General features: G+C 56.0%; 14 protein-coding genes and 2 tRNA genes. 4 read left to right on the top strand and 12 right to left on the bottom strand.

Annotated elements, in window-relative coordinates; translation table 11 throughout:
• Positions 1 to 16 precede the first annotated feature (16 nt).
• The gene (locus tag DMP08_RS03765; protein ID WP_123191637.1) at positions 17 to 625 is read left to right on the top strand and encodes a cytidylate kinase-like family protein; all 609 of its coding nucleotides are present in this window, start codon (positions 17 to 19) and stop codon (positions 623 to 625) included.
• Positions 626 to 823: 198 nt separating this feature from the next.
• Here DMP08_RS03765 and DMP08_RS03755 read toward each other — a convergent pair whose 3' ends face one another.
• Positions 824 to 1345 carry a shikimate kinase gene (locus tag DMP08_RS03755; RefSeq protein WP_123191636.1) on the bottom strand — a complete coding sequence of 174 codons (522 nt, stop codon included), beginning with the start codon at positions 1343 to 1345 and terminating at the stop codon, positions 824 to 826.
• Positions 1346 to 1395: 50 nt separating this feature from the next.
• Positions 1396 to 3408 (bottom strand): DUF2207 domain-containing protein, encoded by a 2013-nt coding sequence (locus DMP08_RS03750; protein ID WP_244596778.1) that lies wholly within the window; start codon positions 3406 to 3408, stop codon positions 1396 to 1398.
• Between the two features lie 58 nt (positions 3409 to 3466).
• On the opposite strand from DMP08_RS03750, the gene DMP08_RS03745 reads away from it, so the two are divergent.
• Positions 3467 to 3557: transfer RNA gene (locus DMP08_RS03745), tRNA-Ser, on the top strand.
• Positions 3558 to 3729: 172 nt separating this feature from the next.
• On the opposite strand, the gene DMP08_RS03740 is transcribed toward DMP08_RS03745, so the two are convergent.
• From DMP08_RS03740 to DMP08_RS03715, 6 genes are all read right to left on the bottom strand, one after another.
• Positions 3730 to 5502, bottom strand: coding sequence for an oleate hydratase (locus DMP08_RS03740; RefSeq protein ID WP_123191635.1), 1773 nt, complete (start codon positions 5500 to 5502; stop codon positions 3730 to 3732).
• Between the two features lie 204 nt (positions 5503 to 5706).
• The gene (locus DMP08_RS03735; protein WP_123191634.1) at positions 5707 to 6069 is read right to left on the bottom strand and encodes a guanylate cyclase; all 363 of its coding nucleotides are present in this window, start codon (positions 6067 to 6069) and stop codon (positions 5707 to 5709) included.
• Positions 6070 to 6171: 102 nt separating this feature from the next.
• Positions 6172 to 8124: a hybrid sensor histidine kinase/response regulator gene (locus tag DMP08_RS03730; RefSeq protein ID WP_123191633.1), complete on the bottom strand. Its 1953-nt coding sequence runs from the start codon at positions 8122 to 8124 to the stop codon at positions 6172 to 6174.
• Positions 8125 to 8277: 153 nt separating this feature from the next.
• The gene (locus DMP08_RS03725) at positions 8278 to 8832 is read right to left on the bottom strand and encodes a LemA family protein (RefSeq protein ID WP_114566373.1); all 555 of its coding nucleotides are present in this window, start codon (positions 8830 to 8832) and stop codon (positions 8278 to 8280) included.
• 139 nt (positions 8833 to 8971) lie between these two features.
• Entirely contained in the window at positions 8972 to 10030 is a 1059-nt protein-coding gene (ispE, locus tag DMP08_RS03720) for a 4-(cytidine 5'-diphospho)-2-C-methyl-D-erythritol kinase (RefSeq protein ID WP_123191632.1), read from the bottom strand.
• On the bottom strand, positions 10027 to 10530 hold the full coding sequence (locus DMP08_RS03715) for a nucleoside deaminase (RefSeq protein WP_123191631.1): 504 nt from the start codon (positions 10528 to 10530) through the stop codon (positions 10027 to 10029). Before DMP08_RS03715 ends, ispE begins: the two co-directional genes overlap by 4 nt.
• Positions 10531 to 10689: 159 nt before the next feature.
• Here DMP08_RS03715 and DMP08_RS03710 point away from each other — a divergent pair.
• Positions 10690 to 10777, top strand: a tRNA-Ser gene (locus DMP08_RS03710).
• Between the two features lie 29 nt (positions 10778 to 10806).
• On the opposite strand, the gene DMP08_RS03705 is transcribed toward DMP08_RS03710, so the two are convergent.
• From DMP08_RS03705 to DMP08_RS03690, 4 genes are all read right to left on the bottom strand, one after another.
• Complete coding sequence (locus tag DMP08_RS03705; protein WP_123191630.1) at positions 10807 to 12099, bottom strand: Fic family protein; 1293 nt, start codon at positions 12097 to 12099, stop codon at positions 10807 to 10809.
• Between the two features lie 60 nt (positions 12100 to 12159).
• Positions 12160 to 13830, bottom strand: a complete 1671-nt coding sequence (locus DMP08_RS03700; RefSeq protein ID WP_244596777.1) for an FAD-dependent oxidoreductase — start codon at positions 13828 to 13830, stop codon at positions 12160 to 12162.
• A gap of 345 nt (positions 13831 to 14175) precedes the next feature.
• Complete coding sequence (locus tag DMP08_RS03695; protein WP_123191629.1) at positions 14176 to 15258, bottom strand: molybdopterin-dependent oxidoreductase; 1083 nt, start codon at positions 15256 to 15258, stop codon at positions 14176 to 14178.
• 10 nt (positions 15259 to 15268) lie between these two features.
• Positions 15269 to 17059, bottom strand: a complete 1791-nt coding sequence (locus tag DMP08_RS03690) for a molybdopterin-dependent oxidoreductase (RefSeq protein ID WP_123191628.1) — start codon at positions 17057 to 17059, stop codon at positions 15269 to 15271.
• A gap of 441 nt (positions 17060 to 17500) precedes the next feature.
• Here DMP08_RS03690 and DMP08_RS03685 point away from each other — a divergent pair, with 441 nt between their 5' ends.
• Positions 17501 to 18940, top strand: a complete 1440-nt coding sequence (locus DMP08_RS03685; protein ID WP_244596776.1) for a helix-turn-helix domain-containing protein — start codon at positions 17501 to 17503, stop codon at positions 18938 to 18940.
• Positions 18941 to 19107 lie beyond the last annotated feature (167 nt).

Below are 19107 nucleotides of genomic sequence, written 5' to 3'. Positions count from 1 at the left end.
GCAAGAGGGGGATTGCATGGACCAGCATCTGATATTCGCAATCAGCAGAGAATACGGCAGCGGAGGGCGCGAGATAGGCGAGCACCTTGCAAACGAGCTGGGCATCGCCTACTACGACAAGCTCCTGCTCAAGCGCATAGCCGAAGAATGCGGCCTCGACGGGAACGTTATCGCGGACTTCGACGAAAAACCCTTGCGGCCGCTGCTGCTGAACCCGAACAACTTTTTTTGCGGAACGGACATCGAACACCCCGTTGCGGCGCGCATTTACAAAGCAGAAGTGGGCATTCTCAAATCCATAGCGGACGAGGGACCATGCGTTATCGTAGGCCGCTGCGCCGATTACGTGCTTTCAAAGCACCCGGGCTTGGTCAGCCTATTCGTCAGCGCCCCGATGGACGCACGAGTCAAGCGAGTCATGCGCCGCAACAACCTGTCGGAACAAGAAGCTCGTGCGCGCATCGCCAAAGTAGACAAAGCGCGCGCCAGCTACTACCGCTACTTCACTGACGAGCAATGGGGTCAAGCCTCCAATTACGACTTGTGCCTCAACTCCGGACAGCTTGATGCACAAGGAGCCGTTTCGGTGATTCGTGCGTTCGTCGAAGCGCAACAACCCCGGTAGACCAGGGAACTCCAGCGGGGACGGAGCCAGCAATTTGCGCGCTCCGCCCCCGTTTCGCACTTAGCCGAGACGCACGCCGTTCGGTACGTCGCATTCGGGAACGGCAAGAACCGGAAGGATGCCGTCTTCGTATCCAATATCGTAGATCATGCCCTCGGACACTTCGCCGCCATCGTTTCGGCCATGGAGGCTCCTTCGCTACGCTTGCGCCTGCTTGATCACATCGGCAACCTTGCGAGCCGCTGCGGTAATGGTCAAATCGTTCACGTCAACCGTGATTTCGGCGTACTGCTCGTACAGCGGCTTGCGCTCGTCGAACAACTCGCGTAGGCTCATGCCGATGCCGCCCTTGAGAACCACGCCGCGTTCCTGTAAATCGTGCAAGCGATTCACCAGCTCGTCGTAGGAAATCTGCAGATACACAACCGTACCTATTTCGGTTAGATGCCGCATAGCCTCATCCGAATAAACCGCGGAACCGCCTGTGGAGATAATGCTCTTGGACGCTTCGATGTCGCGCAGGATCTCGTTTTCAACCTCGATAAACCCTTCGGGTCCGCATGCATCAATAAGCTTCTGAAGCGTTTTATCGCACTGGTTCTGGATGACCAGGTCTGCGTCTATAAAGTGATAGTTCATGATCTTAGCCAACACAATGCCCAGCGTCGACTTACCCGCACCGGGCATGCCGATCAGAACGATATTGTCTTTTTCCGCCATACTGGCTCCTCCCTAGCTGACAACTTCATCCGCATTGTAGCACGGCCTTTCTAGCGCGCGCCGCCACCTCCGCCGAAGCCGCCGCCTCCGCCGCCCGAGAACCCTCCTCCGAATCCGCCGCCGCTTGAGAAGTCCCCGCTTGCAGCAGACAAGGCGGCTTGAGCTGACGACAAGGTGTTAGCCATGGACGACTGGAACAGATCGCCCACCGCAGGCATGGCAACGCCGGTCGACGTATGCCCGCCCGTGTACCAGAACCACCACGGCATGTAGGAGACGCCCAAAGATCCATCGTACTCGAACAATTGCGGCATAGTGGTCTGCAGCTGCTTGATAGCCTGGTCGGCAACGCCGAACAAGTACGCATACACCATGAACTCGCCCCACACCTTAACGTCGGTAGGCGGACGCTCGTCAAGCGACGAGAAATCGCGCAACCAGTTGCGCAGCGCCTTGCAACGCGCGATCAGATTGTTTCCGCGCACGCTTCGCCGCGGCATGTAGTTGGCGATAATGCCCAGGGCAATAGCTACGGGAAGCATGAAGATGAGAGGTATGAAGTTCTCCATCATCAGCCAGATCGCCACGCCGCCAACAGCCAACACTACGGCAAGGGCAATCAAATACCCCTGGTAGCGCTTACCCTTTGCTTCGAAGAAATCCTGGCTGTTCGTTGCGGCGGACAACGTTCCTTGCCACGACTGCATGGCATCGAGCAGCTCTTGAGGATGGTCTTTGCCATACGTCTCGATCGTGCCGAACCACAGCGAGTCTCGGCCTTCGGCAACCCTGCCGAACAGAAGGTCGAGCGCCGCACGGTCGATAGGATCGGCTACCGTATCAGCAGCGGGCAGTTTGGTTATATAGTAGTCGCTCTTCGTTTTGGACGATCCGAACAAACCCGGCTCGTCATAACTGCCAGCATCGATGCGCACGGCCCCGATATGAGCCAGATGCATGAGCGTTGCCGAGAAATCATCTTGGCTTTCACGATCCCAACGCCACAGGCGGCCGATCACCGCAGGGTGCACGGCGGGATCGGGAACGTCGCGCCAATACTCGTCCTTGAAGTCAGGTTCATGCTCGCGCCCGTACCGACGATACGACCACAAGCCCCAAAGCAGCAGCAAAACGCTTATCACGCCGCAGCCGACGATAAACGCAAGCGACATAGTGCGCCGAACGTTTGCCTGGTCAGACCACGACTGTTCTTCTTTCAACACCGTATCAAGACGCATGGCGCCACCGTGCGCAGCGGCATCTTTCGCCGAAAGGTTCGTGAGCCACTTCACGGGAAACACAACGCGCGCTTCGGCAAACTGCCCGGCCGACACATGGGGGACCTTGTACGTAACGGATCCATCCGCATTGACCAACACCGATCCGTCAAGCGGACCGTGGCCCCAAGCGCGCACGTTATCCCCCGCTTTCACCTCGGTCCCCTGAGGCACCGGCAGCGCAAGGGTCATCGTCACGTTGTCGGACGCTTCGGCCCATTGGGACCCTATGTACTTCCAGTACACCTCTCCCACGTCTCCGTAGGCCTGCGCGCCGTTGACCACCGTGTAGTCAAGCTCTATCATCGCCTGCGTATCGGATTGGTTGAAGAACGCGTACACGGTGTTCTTCGGCTCGTCGAACGAGTACGCATCCGTGCCAGGCCCGCCCGATTCGCGCCAACCCAGCACGAACGGCACGTCTTTGAGCGTTGTCCATGAGCCCGAAATGGATCCGTCAGCGCCAAGTTGGCCCATGCGCATGCCGTTGATCTTGATGGACGCATTCGACGGAAGACCGTTGCCGAGCTCCCACCACACAGCAGTGAAATCGCCGCTGAAGTCGAATGCGCGCTGTTCAACCACATGCAAGGACCCATCGGTTTCAACCTGCGCCTGAATATCAACCTTAGGCATGGTGTACGACTTCGCGTCGGCATAATCTGGCGAGCACACCAGAACGCCCACAGCTAAGACGATCAAGCAGGCGAATGCAAGCACGAATCGCCTACGCTGCATAGCGAAGGAAATGTGGAGTTGCGTACCGCTCATGTTTTGCACAATCATGCTCCTTGCAACTTGGAGGTGGTCACGGTATCATAGCAAACCGCACCTATTATATTGTGGAGAGCTGACCGAGAGGCCGAAGGTGCTCGCCTGCTAAGCGAGTACACCCCAAAAGGGTGTCTGGGGTTCGAATCCCCAGCTCTCCGCCACCGATTTCAAAAGCCCGACAGTTTTCCAACTGCCGGGCTTCATTATATCGTCCAACCGGTTTCCCTATGGCAACGGATAGGTACCAGTGCACCGCTCCTCAGGCAAAACCGACCCACGATGCTTAGTCCAAGCAAAGCCGCGCAACAAGCAACGCAGCGTGCGCCAAAACGCTTACGCCAAATGGCTTTTCTTGAGAATATCGCCAATATAGGTGTCCTCGGTCTTTTTGACGAACGAATCGACAATTCGCTGCTCCACAAAGGGAAGATCCATGTCGACAAGCTTCTTGCAATCCGACAGATAGTACAGAGAGCTCGCAAGGGCGCGCACATCATATGCAGACGCGAACGTCTCAGGCACGCCGCGCTCCACGTCGAGCAATTGGTACACTGCCTCCATGGCGGTGCGCACGGAATACTCGGTCGTGAAAACCGTGTCGCGCTCGGTTTCAGCGAAATTGCCGATGAACGCAAGATTCTTCGAGCCTTGGGGGACCACCAAAGGACGATCTCCCGGCTTGCGCAGCATGAAGTAGGACGTGATGAACGGCATGTACACGGGTATCACCGTGCAATCATCATGCGCCATGGCCTCGATTTGAGATTCGGGAACGCCCAAATGGTACAGCAGCTCTTGCGCGATCTCTTGGCCGCTGCACGCCTCGATGGGCTTCTTGACGTAGTTGCCGGGAACGCCCGACAGCAGGCCGTATATCCACATGACCGTCTGGTCGGGACGCTGCTCCTTGAAATGAGGCTGACGATGTATCGTGAAACTCATGAGCCAGTTGGAGTCCTTCACGGTAACGATGCCGCCGGTCACAACCTTTCCGGTCCTGAGGCCTCGGTTCGTCAACCGCTCTATATAGGGGTCGATCTTGCTGTTCTGCCAGGTAGCCGTTGCGGAAACGAACCAGCTTTCCTTGGGTAAGTTCTCGCAGAACGCATCGGGGTTACCGAACTCGGGCGATTGCTCGGCCAATCGCTTCCACAACGTCCAACTGCCGCCCAGCTCATGGGTAATGGGAGCCGGATCAAAGTGGCTGCCTTGCGTGGAGCTTTCCGTTATGGACCCGTTCGTGATCAGCACCAGATCGTTTTCCGTCAGCCCTATGCGATCGATGCGGCCGCTCCGGTCCACCACCAACTCGCGGGCAACCTTCGCGTCGTCGGAAACATCAACGCGAACATCAACAACCCGCGCATTGCACTCAAACTGCACTCCGTTCTTCTTCAAGTACGAAACCAGCGGCTTGACCAGCGATTCGTATTGATTGAAGCGCGTGAACTTAAGAGCGGTGAAATCAGGAAGCCCCTTGATATGGTGAATGAAGCGCATGATATAGCGACGCATTTCTATAGCGGAGTGCCAACGCTCGAACGCGAACATCGTGCACCAGTACAGCCAGAAGTTCGATTTGAAGAACTCTTCGGTAAAAACGTCTTCTATGCGCTTGCCTTCAAGCGAATCCTCAGAAGCCATCCATAGCTCGATCAGCTCTTTTTTCGCCTTCTTGGAAAGCGTGAAGTCGCCATCATCTTCAACCCGGCACCCGCGATCGTGAATGATGCGGCAGTTGGAGGAGTTCGGATCGTCGTGATCAAGCCAGTAGAATTCATCGAGAACTGACGCATTCTCCACCTCAAGCGAGGGAACGGAGCGAAACAAATCCCATAAGCACTCGAAGTGGTTCTCCATCTCGCGCCCACCGCGCGTCACAAATCCATCAAGCGGAGCCGCCTTGCCATCTAAAGACCCTCCCGGAACAGCCGTTTCTTCAAACACGTGGATACGCTCGCCCTGCATGTGACCGTCGCGCAGCAAAAACACCGCAGCTGCCAAACCGGCAAGGCCGCCGCCTACCAAATACGCCGATTTGTCATCGACTCCCTTGGGTTTTCTAGGCCGAGCAAACGCTTCGTAGTTACCGTTGGTGTACCTCATGCAAATCCTTCCTCTCCAATCGCCGGCGCTGGCAAGCGTCGAAACCATACGTTGCACGAATGCCATCGTATGACTGGTCTTGGTCGAGACAAGGGCCAGTGCAGAAAGGAAGGCAGATCGAAAAGGAGCAGTTACGAATAGGTTGGAAAAGCAAGCGGACCCGCTGTTGCGCAGGTCCGCTCGAACACCGACGAGTGAAGCCGATCAGCCTTTGCCGCCTCTGAAGCGCGACCCTATCCGTTTCGCCTTCATCGGCTTTTTACGGTACGCCGGATGATGCTTGAGGAAAACAGCGCGGCATATCTGCGTCACGCCAAGCGCAACCAAAGCAGTAAGCAAAAAACTAAATGCCAGATCAAACACGCCCACGTTGCGCTCGAACCACGCATACAGGCTGAATAATCCAAAGAACGAGGAAAGAGCTCCGGTGATAACCGTGAACAGCTTAATGAGGATTTCCTTTGCACGGGTTGGCGAGTAGCGATACGTGGCAACCAGATAGACCACTAACGCGACCACCGCCAAAACAACCAACAGCACAGCGATGCGCGATAAGCGGGCGATCATGACGGAACTCCTCTCTCGGCACAGCAAGCGTCTTGCTTGCACGAACTCCTTGATTTCGCATCATACCAGACTCGCAAGAGGCCGCGCGAAGGCTCATCGATTCTAACGAGCGCTCGGCGGCTTCACATGCGTTTCAAGCAGCCGAACGATTTCGTCTTTTCCAATTGGCTTGACCGCATAGCCATCCATCCCCGCCTCGGAAGCACGTTTTCTGTCTTCGACGTACGCATTGGCCGTCATGGCGATAATCGGCGGATGCGAACGATGAACGCAAGAGCTCTCTTCCACGATAGTGCGAGCGGCCTCCAAACCGTCCATGCGCGGCATTTGTATATCCATGAACACCAGGTCGTAATAGTTTTCCGGCACCGACCTCAATGTCTCGACCGCTTCAAGACCGTCCCAAGCGCGATCAACTGAAGCGCCTGTGCTCTTGATGAACTCCTCGGCTATCTCTCCCACGATGTCGTTATCCTCAACAAGCAGAACCCGCACGCTCGCCCAATCAGCCGAACAGTCGCAATCAGGAAGCTCTACGTCGTCTGGCGCCGTCGAAAGATCTTCGTCGTCCGCCGAAGCTTCCTCCTGCATCTCAAAAGGAAGATCCACCGTGAACTTCGAGCCCCTGCCTTGAGCGCTCTCCACTTTGATGGACCCGTTCATAACATCGATCAGGTTCTTCACGATAGACATTCCCAAACCCGTTCCCTCCACCGCAAGACGCGATGGGCGCTCCTCCCGCTCGAACGGGTCGAACATACGCTCAACGAAATCCGATGACATCCCTATGCCGTCGTCCTCGATTACAAAGCGAACTACACAGGTTTTTTGAGCATCCTGCTCGCTCAGCCTCAGCTCTTCCGCCACTTCGCCGAACGGCATGCGGGCCGCCGAAAACCACACGTGACCACCCGGCTCCGTGTACTTCACCGCATTGCCCAGCAAGTTGACCAAAATCTGACTCACGCGCATCTCGTCGCCAACCACCATCGTGCGTCCAAGCGAGCAATTAACCGCCTCGAACGAAAGTTGTTTCGTATCGGCCTGTGGACGAACAATGGAAACCATCATCTCCACCAAACTGCACACATTGAACGGCGCGTGCGTTAGATCGATTTGCCCGCTTTCTATTTTGCTCATATCCAGCACGTCGTTAACCAGGTTCAAAAGGTGATGCGAAGAGAGTTTTATCTTGCTGATAGATTCCCCCACGCGCTCGCGGTCATCCTCGTGCTCGCTGGCTATGTTCGCCAGCCCGATGATCGCGGTCAGCGGCGTGCGAATGTCGTGGGATACGTTCGATAGGAACCTCGACTTCGCCTCGTTGGCTTCCTGCGCAGCTTCAAGCGCACAACGCAGGCTTTCCTGAAGCGCGCGTTGCTGATTGTTTTTCCTCATGATCACAACGATGAACAGGATGAGCGCAACAATGAACACGCTCAAGAGAACCGTTGCCGTATCTATAGCCTCTTTCCGGGCATCGGCTATCTGAGCGTACGTCCTGTCAAACGATTCGGAGGCAACGTCAATGATCTCGGTGTTGATCGTTAGCATGTGGTTGATGCGCGGGTCGATATTATCGGAAAGAAAGCGAGCTACATCATGATCGCTCGCATCGCCCAAGCTCATGTCGATGAGCTCTTGCTGTTGAAGACGGAACTCTTCGTACCGATTTGCGAGCTCGACGGCAAGCTCGGGAGCAGCAACGAACCGATCGGAAACCTGCTCGAGCTCTTTGATCATCTGCTGATCGATTTCCTCGAACTCGACCCGAACGCTTTCCACGGTTTCAGGAGTGCGCGCGAAACCCAGGCGATCGTCGAGCGTTCTCATAGACATCAAATACGTCTCAGCCCGACCAGCGGCCAGCGTCACCGCGTAGGGGTGGTCTTTCAACCGCTCGGTTCGCTGATCTACCTCATTCATGTTCATAGACAGAACAACGTAGAAACCAACCAGAAACGCCACTAGAATCAACGCGACAACGGCAAAGACGCCCGAGGAATCCAGAAGGCGGTCAAACGTTTTCGATTGTCGATCTTCGCGCTTGCCCATAAACCGCTCCGTCTGACAAACCAGGGAAGGGAAGCAGGACGTATCAAACCGGGTCACTGTACCAGCCCCCGTCAATCGTCAAAACTCAGCAGCACGATCCCGGTATAGAACAAAACCCCTCGTCCCAAACATGAAACGAGGGGCTGTACCTTGCTAGAATTGAACTTGGGGAGCCACTTCCGCACCCGATGCGGCATCGAAGCTCTGGCGTTCCTTGAAACCCATCATACCGGCAATAAGCACGGCGGGAAACGTCTGGATAGCGGTGTTGAACTTCATGACCGTGTCGTTATAGCTTTGGCGCATGTAGCTGATCTTGTCTTCCGTGTTGGAAAGCTCTGCCTGCAGCTGCTGAAAGTTCACGTTCGCCTTCAGGTCGGGATACGCCTCCGCAACGGCGAACAGGCTTTTCAGAGCACCGGTCAAAATACCATCGGCCTGCATTTTCCCTTCAGGAGTACCGGCGTTCATGACGGCCGCGCGGGCCTGCGTGACTTCGTCGAGCGTACCGCGCTCATGCGAAGCATAACCCTTGACGGTCTCAACAAGATTGGGGATAAGATCCAAACGACGCTGCAGCTGAACGTCGATCTGTGCCCAGGCGTTGTCCACCATGTTGCGCAGCTTGACCAGGTTGTTGTACAACCCGATAACAGCCAAAGCAAGCACAACGACAATGACAAGCACGACGATCCATACGATGTCCATAGCTCTCCTTTGTTAATGCGTACGGCTCATTCTACCATCGCCGGGAACGAGACTATCGTACGCCACTATTCTGTAACCGTTCCCTTACGGTAAGACTCGTCGATCAACCGCCGCCGTCTCGTACCAAGCAGGCCGGGAACTATCTCACCGGCACGGAAGCCGCACGCGAAGGACCGAAGGTTGTCGAGCGAGCCCACCAACCCCGACTTCGAGCCTGCGCCGCCACGCGTGTTGCGGCATCAATCGACTTGCACATCGCGAACACGGCTGATCCGCTTCCGGACATGAGCGACGCATCCACATCCTCATGAGAGCTTGCCCATGTTCGAATATCCGCAAGAGCCGGAAGCATGCCCTCGGAGACCGGGACCAAGTTATTGATCAAAGGGACATCTTGCGCGCGCGTAGCACGTAATGCAATAGCACGTTGATCGGCTGAAACGAACGAAGGACTCTTGTCGAAGGCGCGATAAGCAGCAGCCGTCGAAACGCCCCCTTCAGGCTTGATCAACACCACCGGCCCGTTCATAGGCGTCAGCTTATGGTCGAGCACATCCCCTACGCCGGTCAAGCACGCGCAGCCGCCGTGCAGGAAAAACGCCACATCGGCACCGAGGGACCGAGCGGTTTCCTCAATCAAAGCATCGTCGGCTGGAACACCCCACAAGAGTGCCGCCCCCACTAAAGCGGCGGCAGCATCGGAAGACCCGCCCCCAAGACCGGCTTCTGCGGGAATGTGCTTCTCGATGCTTACCATGATCGTTTCATCCTGCTGCCGTCCAAGCGCGGCGGCGAAACGGCGAACAGCCTTGCTCACGATATTGTCCGAAGGGGCAACGTCGAGCGGCGCGAGCCCCTCGCATGAGCGTGAAACCAGATCAACTGCCAATCCCGCACCCGGCGCCGCCGGGGCGGTTTTCATGCGCAAGACGTCATGCAGCAGCAGCGCATGCATGACCGTAGTGACCTCGTGGTATCCGTCCGAGCGTTGTTCGCCTATGTCGAGGTACAGGTTCACCTTCGCAGGAGCAACCAGCTTAACGGAGCCGAAAGCATTGAACGCGGCGACATCCACCCCCTGAGCGATGCGCGCAACCTCGAACATATCAACAGCATGCGGGTCGTTTGCACGAGAGGAGAGCCCCTCCGCACCTGAAGAAACGGGCCTGGATTCCGGAAGCTCGGTCGTATTCGTCATAAAGGTTTCGTTCGCCTCTTTCTTTTGCTTGCGAAGAAGTCGCGTAGTATCTGGGCGCATTCATCGGCAAGAACGCCGGAAGTCGCCTCGAAAGTATGATTAAGCCGTTCGTCAGCGTTAACGGAGTACAAAGTGCCCGTCGCGCCAGCTTTCGGATCAGGTGCGCCAAAAACGCACCGATCAATGCGCGCTTGGTGCATGAGCCCAGCGCACATAATACAGGGTTCGAGCGTCACGTACACCGTGCAACCCGTCAGACGCCATGCGTCTAAATACTCAGCAGCCTGCTTCATAGCCAAAAACTCCGCATGCCCAGCTGGATCTTTCGTCGTTTCCCTCATATTGCAAGCTCGAGAAACAACCAGCGGATCAGCTAGCGCCCTCCGAGTAGCAGGGTCGATAGGCTGGTATACGACAACGGCACCGATAGGAACTTCGCCCAACTGTTCGGCACGGCGCGCTTCAGCAAGAGCCATGCGCATGTAGTCTTCATCAGTCATGTCGCATATTATATGGTATCCTACCAATCGTTCAGGGATTCAACGCGATTTCCGCATGGTCAGAATGACGGAACGGCTCAAATATCTGTTTCACGTGAAACAAGAGGGCCCAAACACGTTCGCCAGACTAGTCGCGCAAAGCCCTGGGGTCAAAAATGCGGAGGCGTGGCCGAGTGGTTGAAGGCGGCAGTCTTGAAAACTGTTAACGTTCACGCGTTCGTGGGTTCAAATCCTACCGCCTCCGCCAGAAACTCTTCCAGATCCTTGCCGGATCGTCTATCGCGAAGGCTCGCTTCCCATCAACCGCGCCAGCGAAACCCTTAGATCGGGCACGCATAGGTACACGTTCGCCATGGCCTTCGTCGTTCGGAGAAGAAGGCCCCGTGCAACAAGAACCTCGAAATCCGTACGCGCGGTCGAATAGGCTATCCCGTTCGCAGCCTTATGCTCGGAAATGGAGAACTCCGTTTCCGGGGAGAGCACGGCACGGCGAAGTATGACTTTCTGTCGATGATTGAGATCTTCGACAGAAGCTATCCAGTCCAAGATAAGATCATCGGACTCTTTAAGGCTGGCAAGCGACTCTTCCATAAGCTGGAGCATATGCAGCATTATGGACATGAACGAATCGTAGTAAGCGGTCCAATCCGTTTCGCACCCATCCGCCACGATGGATTCCTCCAACGAATAGCGCGCGCTCCCAGAGAAGAAACTGCCGGCTTTCCAATCTTCCAGGATCTTCGTTTTCGGAAGAAACCGAAAAGCCGGAAGCCCTTTCTTGAGCAAATAGAACCTGCTTGCTATGCATCCCATAAGGTTGTTGCAGAAGGGAAGCGGGGACAGCCTCCAAAAATGACAATTGACCAGCATGGAAACCATAAGGGGATCTTGAACGGGCTCGGTATTCAAATCGTTTCCCGTGGCCACGATGACGTCCACTACATGATCGTCGCGAAAAGAAACGGCATGCTGGTCTAGGAGAGGGACCGTCTCGGGGCCGGAAAGCTCCCTGTCTGACAGGCCTTCCGTGAGCTCCTGGTAAAAACGAAGCAGGACCGACCGGTCGAAAGGAAACTCTTCGTAGGAATCCAAGTTCCTCATGATCCCATGGAAATTGACCGCAAGACGCTCCGCCCGCGTCATGCACGGGCGCTCCCCGGAAAAAGCCGCCCGAATGCTCTCGTAATCAGTCTCGAAACCATCCTGCTTGAGATTGGCCACGGCTTCCTCGATGTAATACTGCGTGACGAAACGAGAACCAGACCGCTCCCTGATCAGCACATCGAGAAACGAGCCCTTTTGCGTTTTGCGGGTTATCTGTCGCAAATAGTACCGAAGGGAGGCCGGCATCGTATGCCAGTTTTTCCGTACGCCCTCCGGCACGAACTCGACGATGGGGCCGTAAAACGCCTGCCCCTTGCGAACGGCTGCGAGAACGTCCCAAACTTCGTCCGCAGTAAAACCGCGAGGGACGAACCGAGCATCGAGTTCCCGTCTAAGCAGGGGCGCTCGCTCCGTCCTCCAGAGAAGAAGTTGAAACTCAGGGCTTTTCAGCAGCTCCAGAGACACGGGAACCTCCTTCGTCTTCGGGCCGGCGCAGGAAAACCGCTCCCGCGCCGGTTCCCTTTCCTAAGACCAGGGATCAAGCCCGGGTAGTTGCGACGCGATAACCTCGCCGAACGCAAGCGAGGGGCCGAGAGTGCCGCCGCCTCCTGTGTAGAATGCGCCGCCGCAACCCACACCCGAACAGTTTCCATGAGCGAACAAACGCTCGACCTCGTTGCCTTCGGCATCCAAAGCACGCGCGGCGGGAGTGGTTTTCACGCCGCCCATCGTGCCCAAAACAACGGGAACCACTTCCGCTGCCCAAAAAGGACCCTGTTCCAAGGGAGCCAGCGTACGAGCCGCGCCCTCGAAGTTGGAGTCTCCTCCCGTATAGTTCTGGCCGTAATAGTCTTGTCCGCGGCCAAAATCAGGATCGGCTCCGTTTCGGGCATGTTCATTGTACCGGGAAACCTCTTCTTTGAGGCCGTCGGCGTCTATTCCGCAGTCTTGGGCAAGCTCGTCAAGCGAAGCATACTGCTTGAAGGCAGCACCGGGCTCCCCGGGCTTACCCCCATTCAACCCATACGCGTCAACGGCAGCTTGGTCGGCTATCGCGAACGCAGGAAGATTCTTCCAGCCGCGCGGCTCCGCGCCGTTCTCAAGGGCGCAGAACGATCTTCCCACAGAATCATAGTTCGAGCATTCGTTCGTGAATCGCCGCCCATGCTTGTTGACGTAGATTACGCCGCGCTTGCAATCATCGCGAATCGCCGTCGAAAGCTTGCTGGCACCCAGAGAGCGGGCCTCTTCATACTCTACTTTGTAACCCGGCGACAACCATGCCTCGTTCATCAAGCTGAAATCGCAGCCAGCTTTCATGGCCATCTTGTGCCCGTCGCCGGTGCCGTCCGGCGTACCCCAGCTGTATCGAGCGGGAACGCGCAGATAGGTCTTCATCATGGACTCATTCCAATCGAACCCGCCTGAGGACAGAACCACGGCCCGCTTTGCACGGATTCGGATGTCTTTTTTCCCATCGTTGGCAAGCACGCCGATCACTTCCAAGCCACCGGCTTCGGTTTCGCGCGTGATCAGCTGGCGAGCAGGGGTTTTCGCCATGATCTCCACTCCCGCATCTTGCGCATGCGAAACCAGCGCGCCGCCGAGCACTCCCGCTATAGCCTGTCCCTTCTCAACCTTCGGGCACAGGGATCGTCCGATGGTTTTGCCTCCGGGCAAATCGGAACGATAGTCGATCCCGGACGCCCAGTACACCCACTCGACACCTGCAAGACGCGTTACGTTCTCCAAAGCGACGTTCACGTTGTCCACGAACGCTTCGGCATGCTCGGGAAGATACGTCTCCGCGGATCCCGCCTCTATATAGGCAAGGGCGTCGGCTTTCGAATCTTTGTCCCCGTTCTGCTCCATCAATTTGTTTGCAGGAGCCCAAACAACCGAAGAAGAGTACAGCGTAGAGCCACCTGGCTTGGCGCCCTTCTCCAGGACGATCGCGCTCAACCCGTCTTCACGAGCGCGCAGCGCGGTGTACAAACCCGTGCCTGCGCCGATGACGACCACATCGGCTTCCTTGTCCCAAGATTCCGCAGAAGCGGTGCTCGCTCCCTGAGAGCAGCCGGAAAGCAAGCCGCTCGCCAAAGCTCCGACGGTTACCACTCCACCCGCGAACAAAGCTTCTCGACGTGTGAATTTTTTCCCATTGCGAACTTCGAGGTTTTGTCCCATATCTCCCATGACCGATCCTTTCCGAAGCAAGGCTATGCCCATTGTCATACATGAAGGATCTGCAGATCTCCCCTACCGGTTTCGCCAGTATACGAAACCGGTAGGAAGAGCGTCAAGATGGCAATATTCGTTAGTGAATACTGGGCGTTTTGCCTGTTCAAACTAATGGAAGATAAAAAATGACAACAGGTGGCGATTTTCGATACCAACAAAAAACGACGATGAGCATTCTGGAAGACGTCTTCTTCGACGGCCCCATGCCAAAATACCCGGGGCGGCCACGTGCCATGAAACAAAGAAGCCGGCCGACCGTTTGGCCTACCGGCTTCTTTGCGCGGATCGTTTCGAACGCGTCTACGAAACTTCGAACAGCAACGTGGCCGCAAGGGGAGAAACCATGCCGTCGGCGGTCTTCGCACGGACGGTCATACGGTAGTCGCCCGCTTCATCGAACGAGGTGGAGAACTGCCAATTCACCCATTTGTCCGCCGTGGCGCCTTCCGTGGCGCACGACGTCCACGTACGGCCCCCGTCGAAGGAAAATTCCACCGCTTCGATGGGGCTGCCCAGATCGTCGGCTACGCCTTCGAACGTTATCTCATGACCAACGGGGAACACGCAGCCGTCGGCGTAGTTCAGCAGGTTGATCTTGTTGCGATAGCAAGGATCGACGCGCTGCACTTCGGGCTCGGAATCTTGGCGCGTCAGCTCGATATCGGTGATGTTGCGCGTGAAATAGCTGGCAACCGTCTCGGGCATCCACAACTGCAGGCTGCTGCCTTCGGCAGAAGACAATTCCTCGCCGTTGACCTGGTACACCAGCATCGCATTGTGATCGATTGCGTAACGCAGGGGCAACGGCTGGCCGTATCCGTCGGCGCCATATGCCGTCACCGTGTTCACGCCGTCTTCCAGATCGGCCATCTCGACGACCGAGGCAAGGGGCACGCCCATGATTCTTGCCTGCCCGAACGGCGAGCCGGTTGCGCAGGAGCAGCCCATCAAGGTCTCCTTGCCTTTTTCCTCGGCGAGATCCTGAACGTTGATGGAAAAGCTCTTCTTCACGTTGCCGCCCACGTTCACGTAGAAATTGGCAACGCCGTCCTTGGATGAAACCAGTTCGTCGGAAGGCTTCGAGCACATCGAAGTCAAAGCCGTGCCGAAGACGTTGAACAGCTCATCGTTCGGGGTAACCCCCTCCTGGTTGAACGCAAACAAACCCTGTACGTTTGCCACCTGCGTGTATTGGTCTGCTTCGGGATCGAAAACATGGGACGACAACGCGCCGCCGCTGACCTCATGCGTAGCGCCGGTTGCATCCGGGCCCTTCTTGTCGGAACCATCTACCTGTGCGCCGAACGCGGCGGTCGCTCCGAACATGAGCAATGCAGAGCCAACCACGCCCGAGGCGATTTTGATCGGTGTTCTATGAGACATGGCTTCCTCCTTACTTCTCTGCCTTATCGGATGCAGCTTCAACCTTCGGAGGAACAAGCGAGGTGCTCGTCAACACCGTGGTGTCTTCCGGATTCGGCATTTTGTCTTTCGCATTGAACATGACGGTTTGCGTTTCATAGCTCGTAAGGCCGCTTTCCGTAGTCGCGCGGACGGTCAGGCAATACGCACCCTCGATTTGGGGCGTGTACGTGTACTTCCACCACACCATCTTGTTGCGATCCATGTCGGCGATGTCGTACTTCGTCCAGGTCTCTCCATTGTCCATGGAGAATTCGACGCTCGTCACCTTCTCGTCGTAAGCATCGACGTACCCGTTGAAGGTGTACGGCTGGCCGTTCTGCACCAGCAAGCCATCGGGAACGCCCAGAATGGTCGCATTCGGCTTGTTCATCATATCGCCGGCTTCGTTCTGCCAAGCATTGGGATTTCCAGCCCACTTGTCGGTGTAATCGATATCTTCGTTCGTCACACGGTACGTGCCGACCTGCTTCGAGTTGATCTGCGCATCCACGCCCTCGACCCAGTTCGTGCACGGGTAGCCGCGCGTGGCGTCCAGGTACTCTCCGCCGATCTTGTACACCAGCAAAGCCTCGTTGGAATCAACCTTGTTCATCGGGAAGGCGCGCTTCGAACTGCCATCCGCACGCAAGGCGCGAACACCCGTGGTGTCGTCCTTGTACCCGCCTGCGCGTTCGATAAGCCAGCTCACGGGAATGCCGGTCACTTCGGTGTTCGTTACTCCGCCACCGCCGACCGGATTCCAGTTGCAAACCATTTTGGAGGTTTTGGTCACAACGGCCCCTGCAGCCTCAGCCTCTTTGATGAGGTCGGGAAGCTTTGCCGTGTATTCGGAATTGACGTTGCCGTCCACCGTGATAGTCCACTCATCGAACAAGGACTGGGGCATCTCGAGGTTCAAGCCGTTCACGCCTGCGCCGTGGCGCATATTGTCATAGTAGGCATGCATCCAGTCGTACGAGAACACGCCGCTCTGATACTGGGTCATCTCCTGGTCGATCGCGAATTCGCCTTCGACGTTCTCCACCTTGTTGATGCCCCACAGGCGATCGTATTTCGTGAGATCCCACATCTCCAGGCCAGCGCCGTTTTCGGTGGCGTTATGGCAGGACATGCAGTTGCCGCCGTATTCGTTCGCGAACTTCTCCTTGCCAAGCGCGCCAAAATGGATGCCGTGCATGAGCGTTCCGAACTCGTACTGCTTGGCAAGGTAGCCCGGCGCGTACGAGTGGCAGAACAAGCACTGCTGCAGCGTTGTCTTGTTGTCGAGCTCGTCGTTCCAAGCAACGGGATGCTCGTAGGGAAGGTGCTTCAAAAGCGAGTTCATATCCGCATGGCAGGACTCGCAGCCACGGTTGTCGGAATCCAGCCAATACGTGTTGTACGAGTTGCTCCCAGCCTGGATCTGCCATGCGTCGGGGTTCACTTCGTATTCCGTTGGCGTGCGCTGGACCATCTGCCCGTTGGGAAGCGTCCTGATTTCAGGCGCCACCTCGGACGCTATGGAATCCCAACGATCCCATAGCCCGTCAAGGTACTCTTTGCCGGGGTACTGGTCCTCGTTGATATCTTCGTTCGTTATGCCCTCGCGGCCTTCGATGACCGCTTTCTGCTCATCCGTGAGAGGGGACTGCGGCTTCGCGGCCCCCTCGTTCGCCTTGTTCGCAGCCTGCTCCGACTGCTGAGGCGCGCAGCCGGCGACCAAGCTCAAGCCGCATACCAAACATATCGTCGTTGTTACAATCGTCTTCTTGAGATGCATAAGGCCCCCTTTCCTCTTGGTTCATCTACGGTTTCTTATCGCATGCGCAATTCGCGCCTCACCGAATCAGCCACCCCTTTCCCCTTTCCCCAGGCGAGCGGAATCGCGAGCCCCTATAGTAGATTCCCGATGAAAATCCCACTATCACCCAGAAGTCCGAATCACGTTTTGCCTGATGACCGCCTATCGGCCAAAGTGGCCGATAGGGGTTCGAGAAAAGGCTGGCTATATTTAGCTTGGCAATGCGATGCGCTCCGCATGCCGACATGAGATAATGAGAAGCGGCTATATCAGGGGAAACGCTCGTGCAGACGGCTATATCTAGAGGGGTTCAGAAAAAAGGGTATGAATATACGGAAGAACTGCAGGAAGGGGATGCCCTGTCCTGGAATCATGCTTGCTTCGCTTGGTTTGGGTTTGAACCTGGTATGGTGCACCCTCATGGGCCATACGCTTGGATTTTTCTCATCAGCGTCGGGCATCGACTCCTGGGCGAATCCTCGACTGTTCTTTTTAGCAGGCATCCTTGCGTTTTCCCTTGCCTATATCGCCATCCCGCGGGCGCTCAAACACGCCGACGCAACGCTGCGCTTCATACTTCCGCTTGCTGCGGCTTTCGGAACCGGATGCTTCGGAATGTCGTACCATCAAACGTTCTTCGACCCGGTGTTCATGGCTATAGGTGGGCTTTTCGTATCAGGTGCCTGCTATTTCTGGCTTGTGGCGCGCTACAACCTCATGCTGGCGCGAACTCAGGGATTCATCACGATAGTCCTTTGCATCTCGGGCGGGCTCATCATAAAGCTGCCCCTTCTGCTTTGCCTGAGCGCCCTGGTCGGCCCGGAAACGCAAATGCTCATCGCCATGGCGGTCCCCATAGCTTCAGCGCTCGCATTCGAAGCCTCGTGCGCTAAGGTGCGAAAATTCAGCCAAGCTGAAGAGGCGGCGAACGGTAGTGCAGGAAGCGATTCCCGCACGGTGTTCGGAATCCCCATCAAGCAGCATGAATCCGGGAAAGCGCCCGAGGCGGATCGTCGCAGCGTTTTCGTCCTGCTAGGGGTTTCCGCTGTCGTTTTGGCAGTTATACGGTCGGTGAGCTTTTTGGGGATGTGGGGCGACACGAACGCCACCATCTCCACGGACATCCCTTGGCTCAGCGGTTTTTTGATCCCGGCTGCATGCGTGATGGCTTTTGCCTACTTTGCACTCATTGCATTAGCCGGATATTCGCTTTCGACGCGATTCCAACCAGCCTTGCTGCTCATTCTTTTCGGGCTTTTAGTCGTAGCCGTACAAGCAAGCCCTGATGGAGCAACGCTCACCATGCTCACCAGCGTTATCCAAATAGATGAGCTATTTGCTCATTTATTATTTTGGGTCATCGCCATTACAGCGCTCGACGTGCTGGACATTCCATCGTATCGTGTAATAGGGCTGGCAGGAGCTTTGTATGCCGGCGTTTCAATAGCATGGGTAATCCTCTTGAGCAAAGCGCCCATCATCATCACCTTGATAACCATGCTCGCAACCTACGCTTTGGTTATCGTTTCCCTCTATGTCATTTCAACGCTTCGTCGTGATAAGCAAAGCTTCGATGAAAAAAGAAGCCTATCTAACAGCGAGAAAAACCCATCGAATCAGAAAGAGGAAGCGGATCTCACTCAAACTGTCACCGATACCTGTATGGATATGGCTAAGAAATATGGCTTGTCTCCTCGCGAAACTGAAGTATTCATACTGCTCGCGCAGGGAAGGACTCGCTCCTTTATCCAGGAAGAACTTGTTTTGTCCGGCAGCACCGTGAAAACCCATGTAACTCATATCTACACGAAGATGAACGTTCACGATAGGCAGGAAATGATCGATTTGATTTGGAACTAGGGATTATCCCAGTGTTTCACGTGAAACATCTTAAACTCCCAGATATTTGGACATGAACGGCGCATCAGATGCAAACCAATCTAGCACCCGTCCTTTATAGATCAGGTAGCGATATGCTCTAAAATGGAAAAGCCGATGTTTCACGTGAAACATCGGCTTTTCCTGAA

It is taken from the genome of Paraeggerthella hongkongensis (assembly GCF_003726035.1).
Taxonomy (GTDB): Bacteria; Actinomycetota; Coriobacteriia; order Coriobacteriales; family Eggerthellaceae; genus Paraeggerthella; species Paraeggerthella hongkongensis.
Note: the sequence above shows the minus strand (reverse complement) of the source record. Positions and strands in the feature narration are given on the sequence as shown.

Excerpts from the sequence above, each read along its gene's own strand:
- DMP08_RS03765 (WP_123191637.1), top strand. The coding sequence starts at position 17 with ATGGACCAGCATCTGATATTCGCAATCAGCAGAGAATACGGCAGCGGA.
- DMP08_RS03755 (WP_123191636.1), bottom strand. The coding sequence starts at position 1,345 with ATGGCGGAAAAAGACAATATCGTTCTGATCGGCATGCCCGGTGCGGGT.
- DMP08_RS03750 (WP_244596778.1), bottom strand. The coding sequence starts at position 3,408 with ATGATTGTGCAAAACATGAGCGGTACGCAACTCCACATTTCCTTCGCT.
- DMP08_RS03740 (WP_123191635.1), bottom strand. The coding sequence starts at position 5,502 with ATGAGGTACACCAACGGTAACTACGAAGCGTTTGCTCGGCCTAGAAAA.
- DMP08_RS03735 (WP_123191634.1), bottom strand. The coding sequence starts at position 6,069 with ATGATCGCCCGCTTATCGCGCATCGCTGTGCTGTTGGTTGTTTTGGCG.
- DMP08_RS03730 (WP_123191633.1), bottom strand. The coding sequence starts at position 8,124 with ATGGGCAAGCGCGAAGATCGACAATCGAAAACGTTTGACCGCCTTCTG.
- DMP08_RS03725 (WP_114566373.1), bottom strand. The coding sequence starts at position 8,832 with ATGGACATCGTATGGATCGTCGTGCTTGTCATTGTCGTTGTGCTTGCT.
- ispE (WP_123191632.1), bottom strand. The coding sequence starts at position 10,030 with ATGACGAATACGACCGAGCTTCCGGAATCCAGGCCCGTTTCTTCAGGT.
- DMP08_RS03715 (WP_123191631.1), bottom strand. The coding sequence starts at position 10,530 with ATGACTGATGAAGACTACATGCGCATGGCTCTTGCTGAAGCGCGCCGT.
- DMP08_RS03700 (WP_244596777.1), bottom strand. The coding sequence starts at position 13,830 with ATGGGAGATATGGGACAAAACCTCGAAGTTCGCAATGGGAAAAAATTC.
- DMP08_RS03695 (WP_123191629.1), bottom strand. The coding sequence starts at position 15,258 with ATGTCTCATAGAACACCGATCAAAATCGCCTCGGGCGTGGTTGGCTCT.
- DMP08_RS03690 (WP_123191628.1), bottom strand. The coding sequence starts at position 17,059 with ATGCATCTCAAGAAGACGATTGTAACAACGACGATATGTTTGGTATGC.
- DMP08_RS03685 (WP_244596776.1), top strand. The coding sequence starts at position 17,501 with ATGGGCCATACGCTTGGATTTTTCTCATCAGCGTCGGGCATCGACTCC.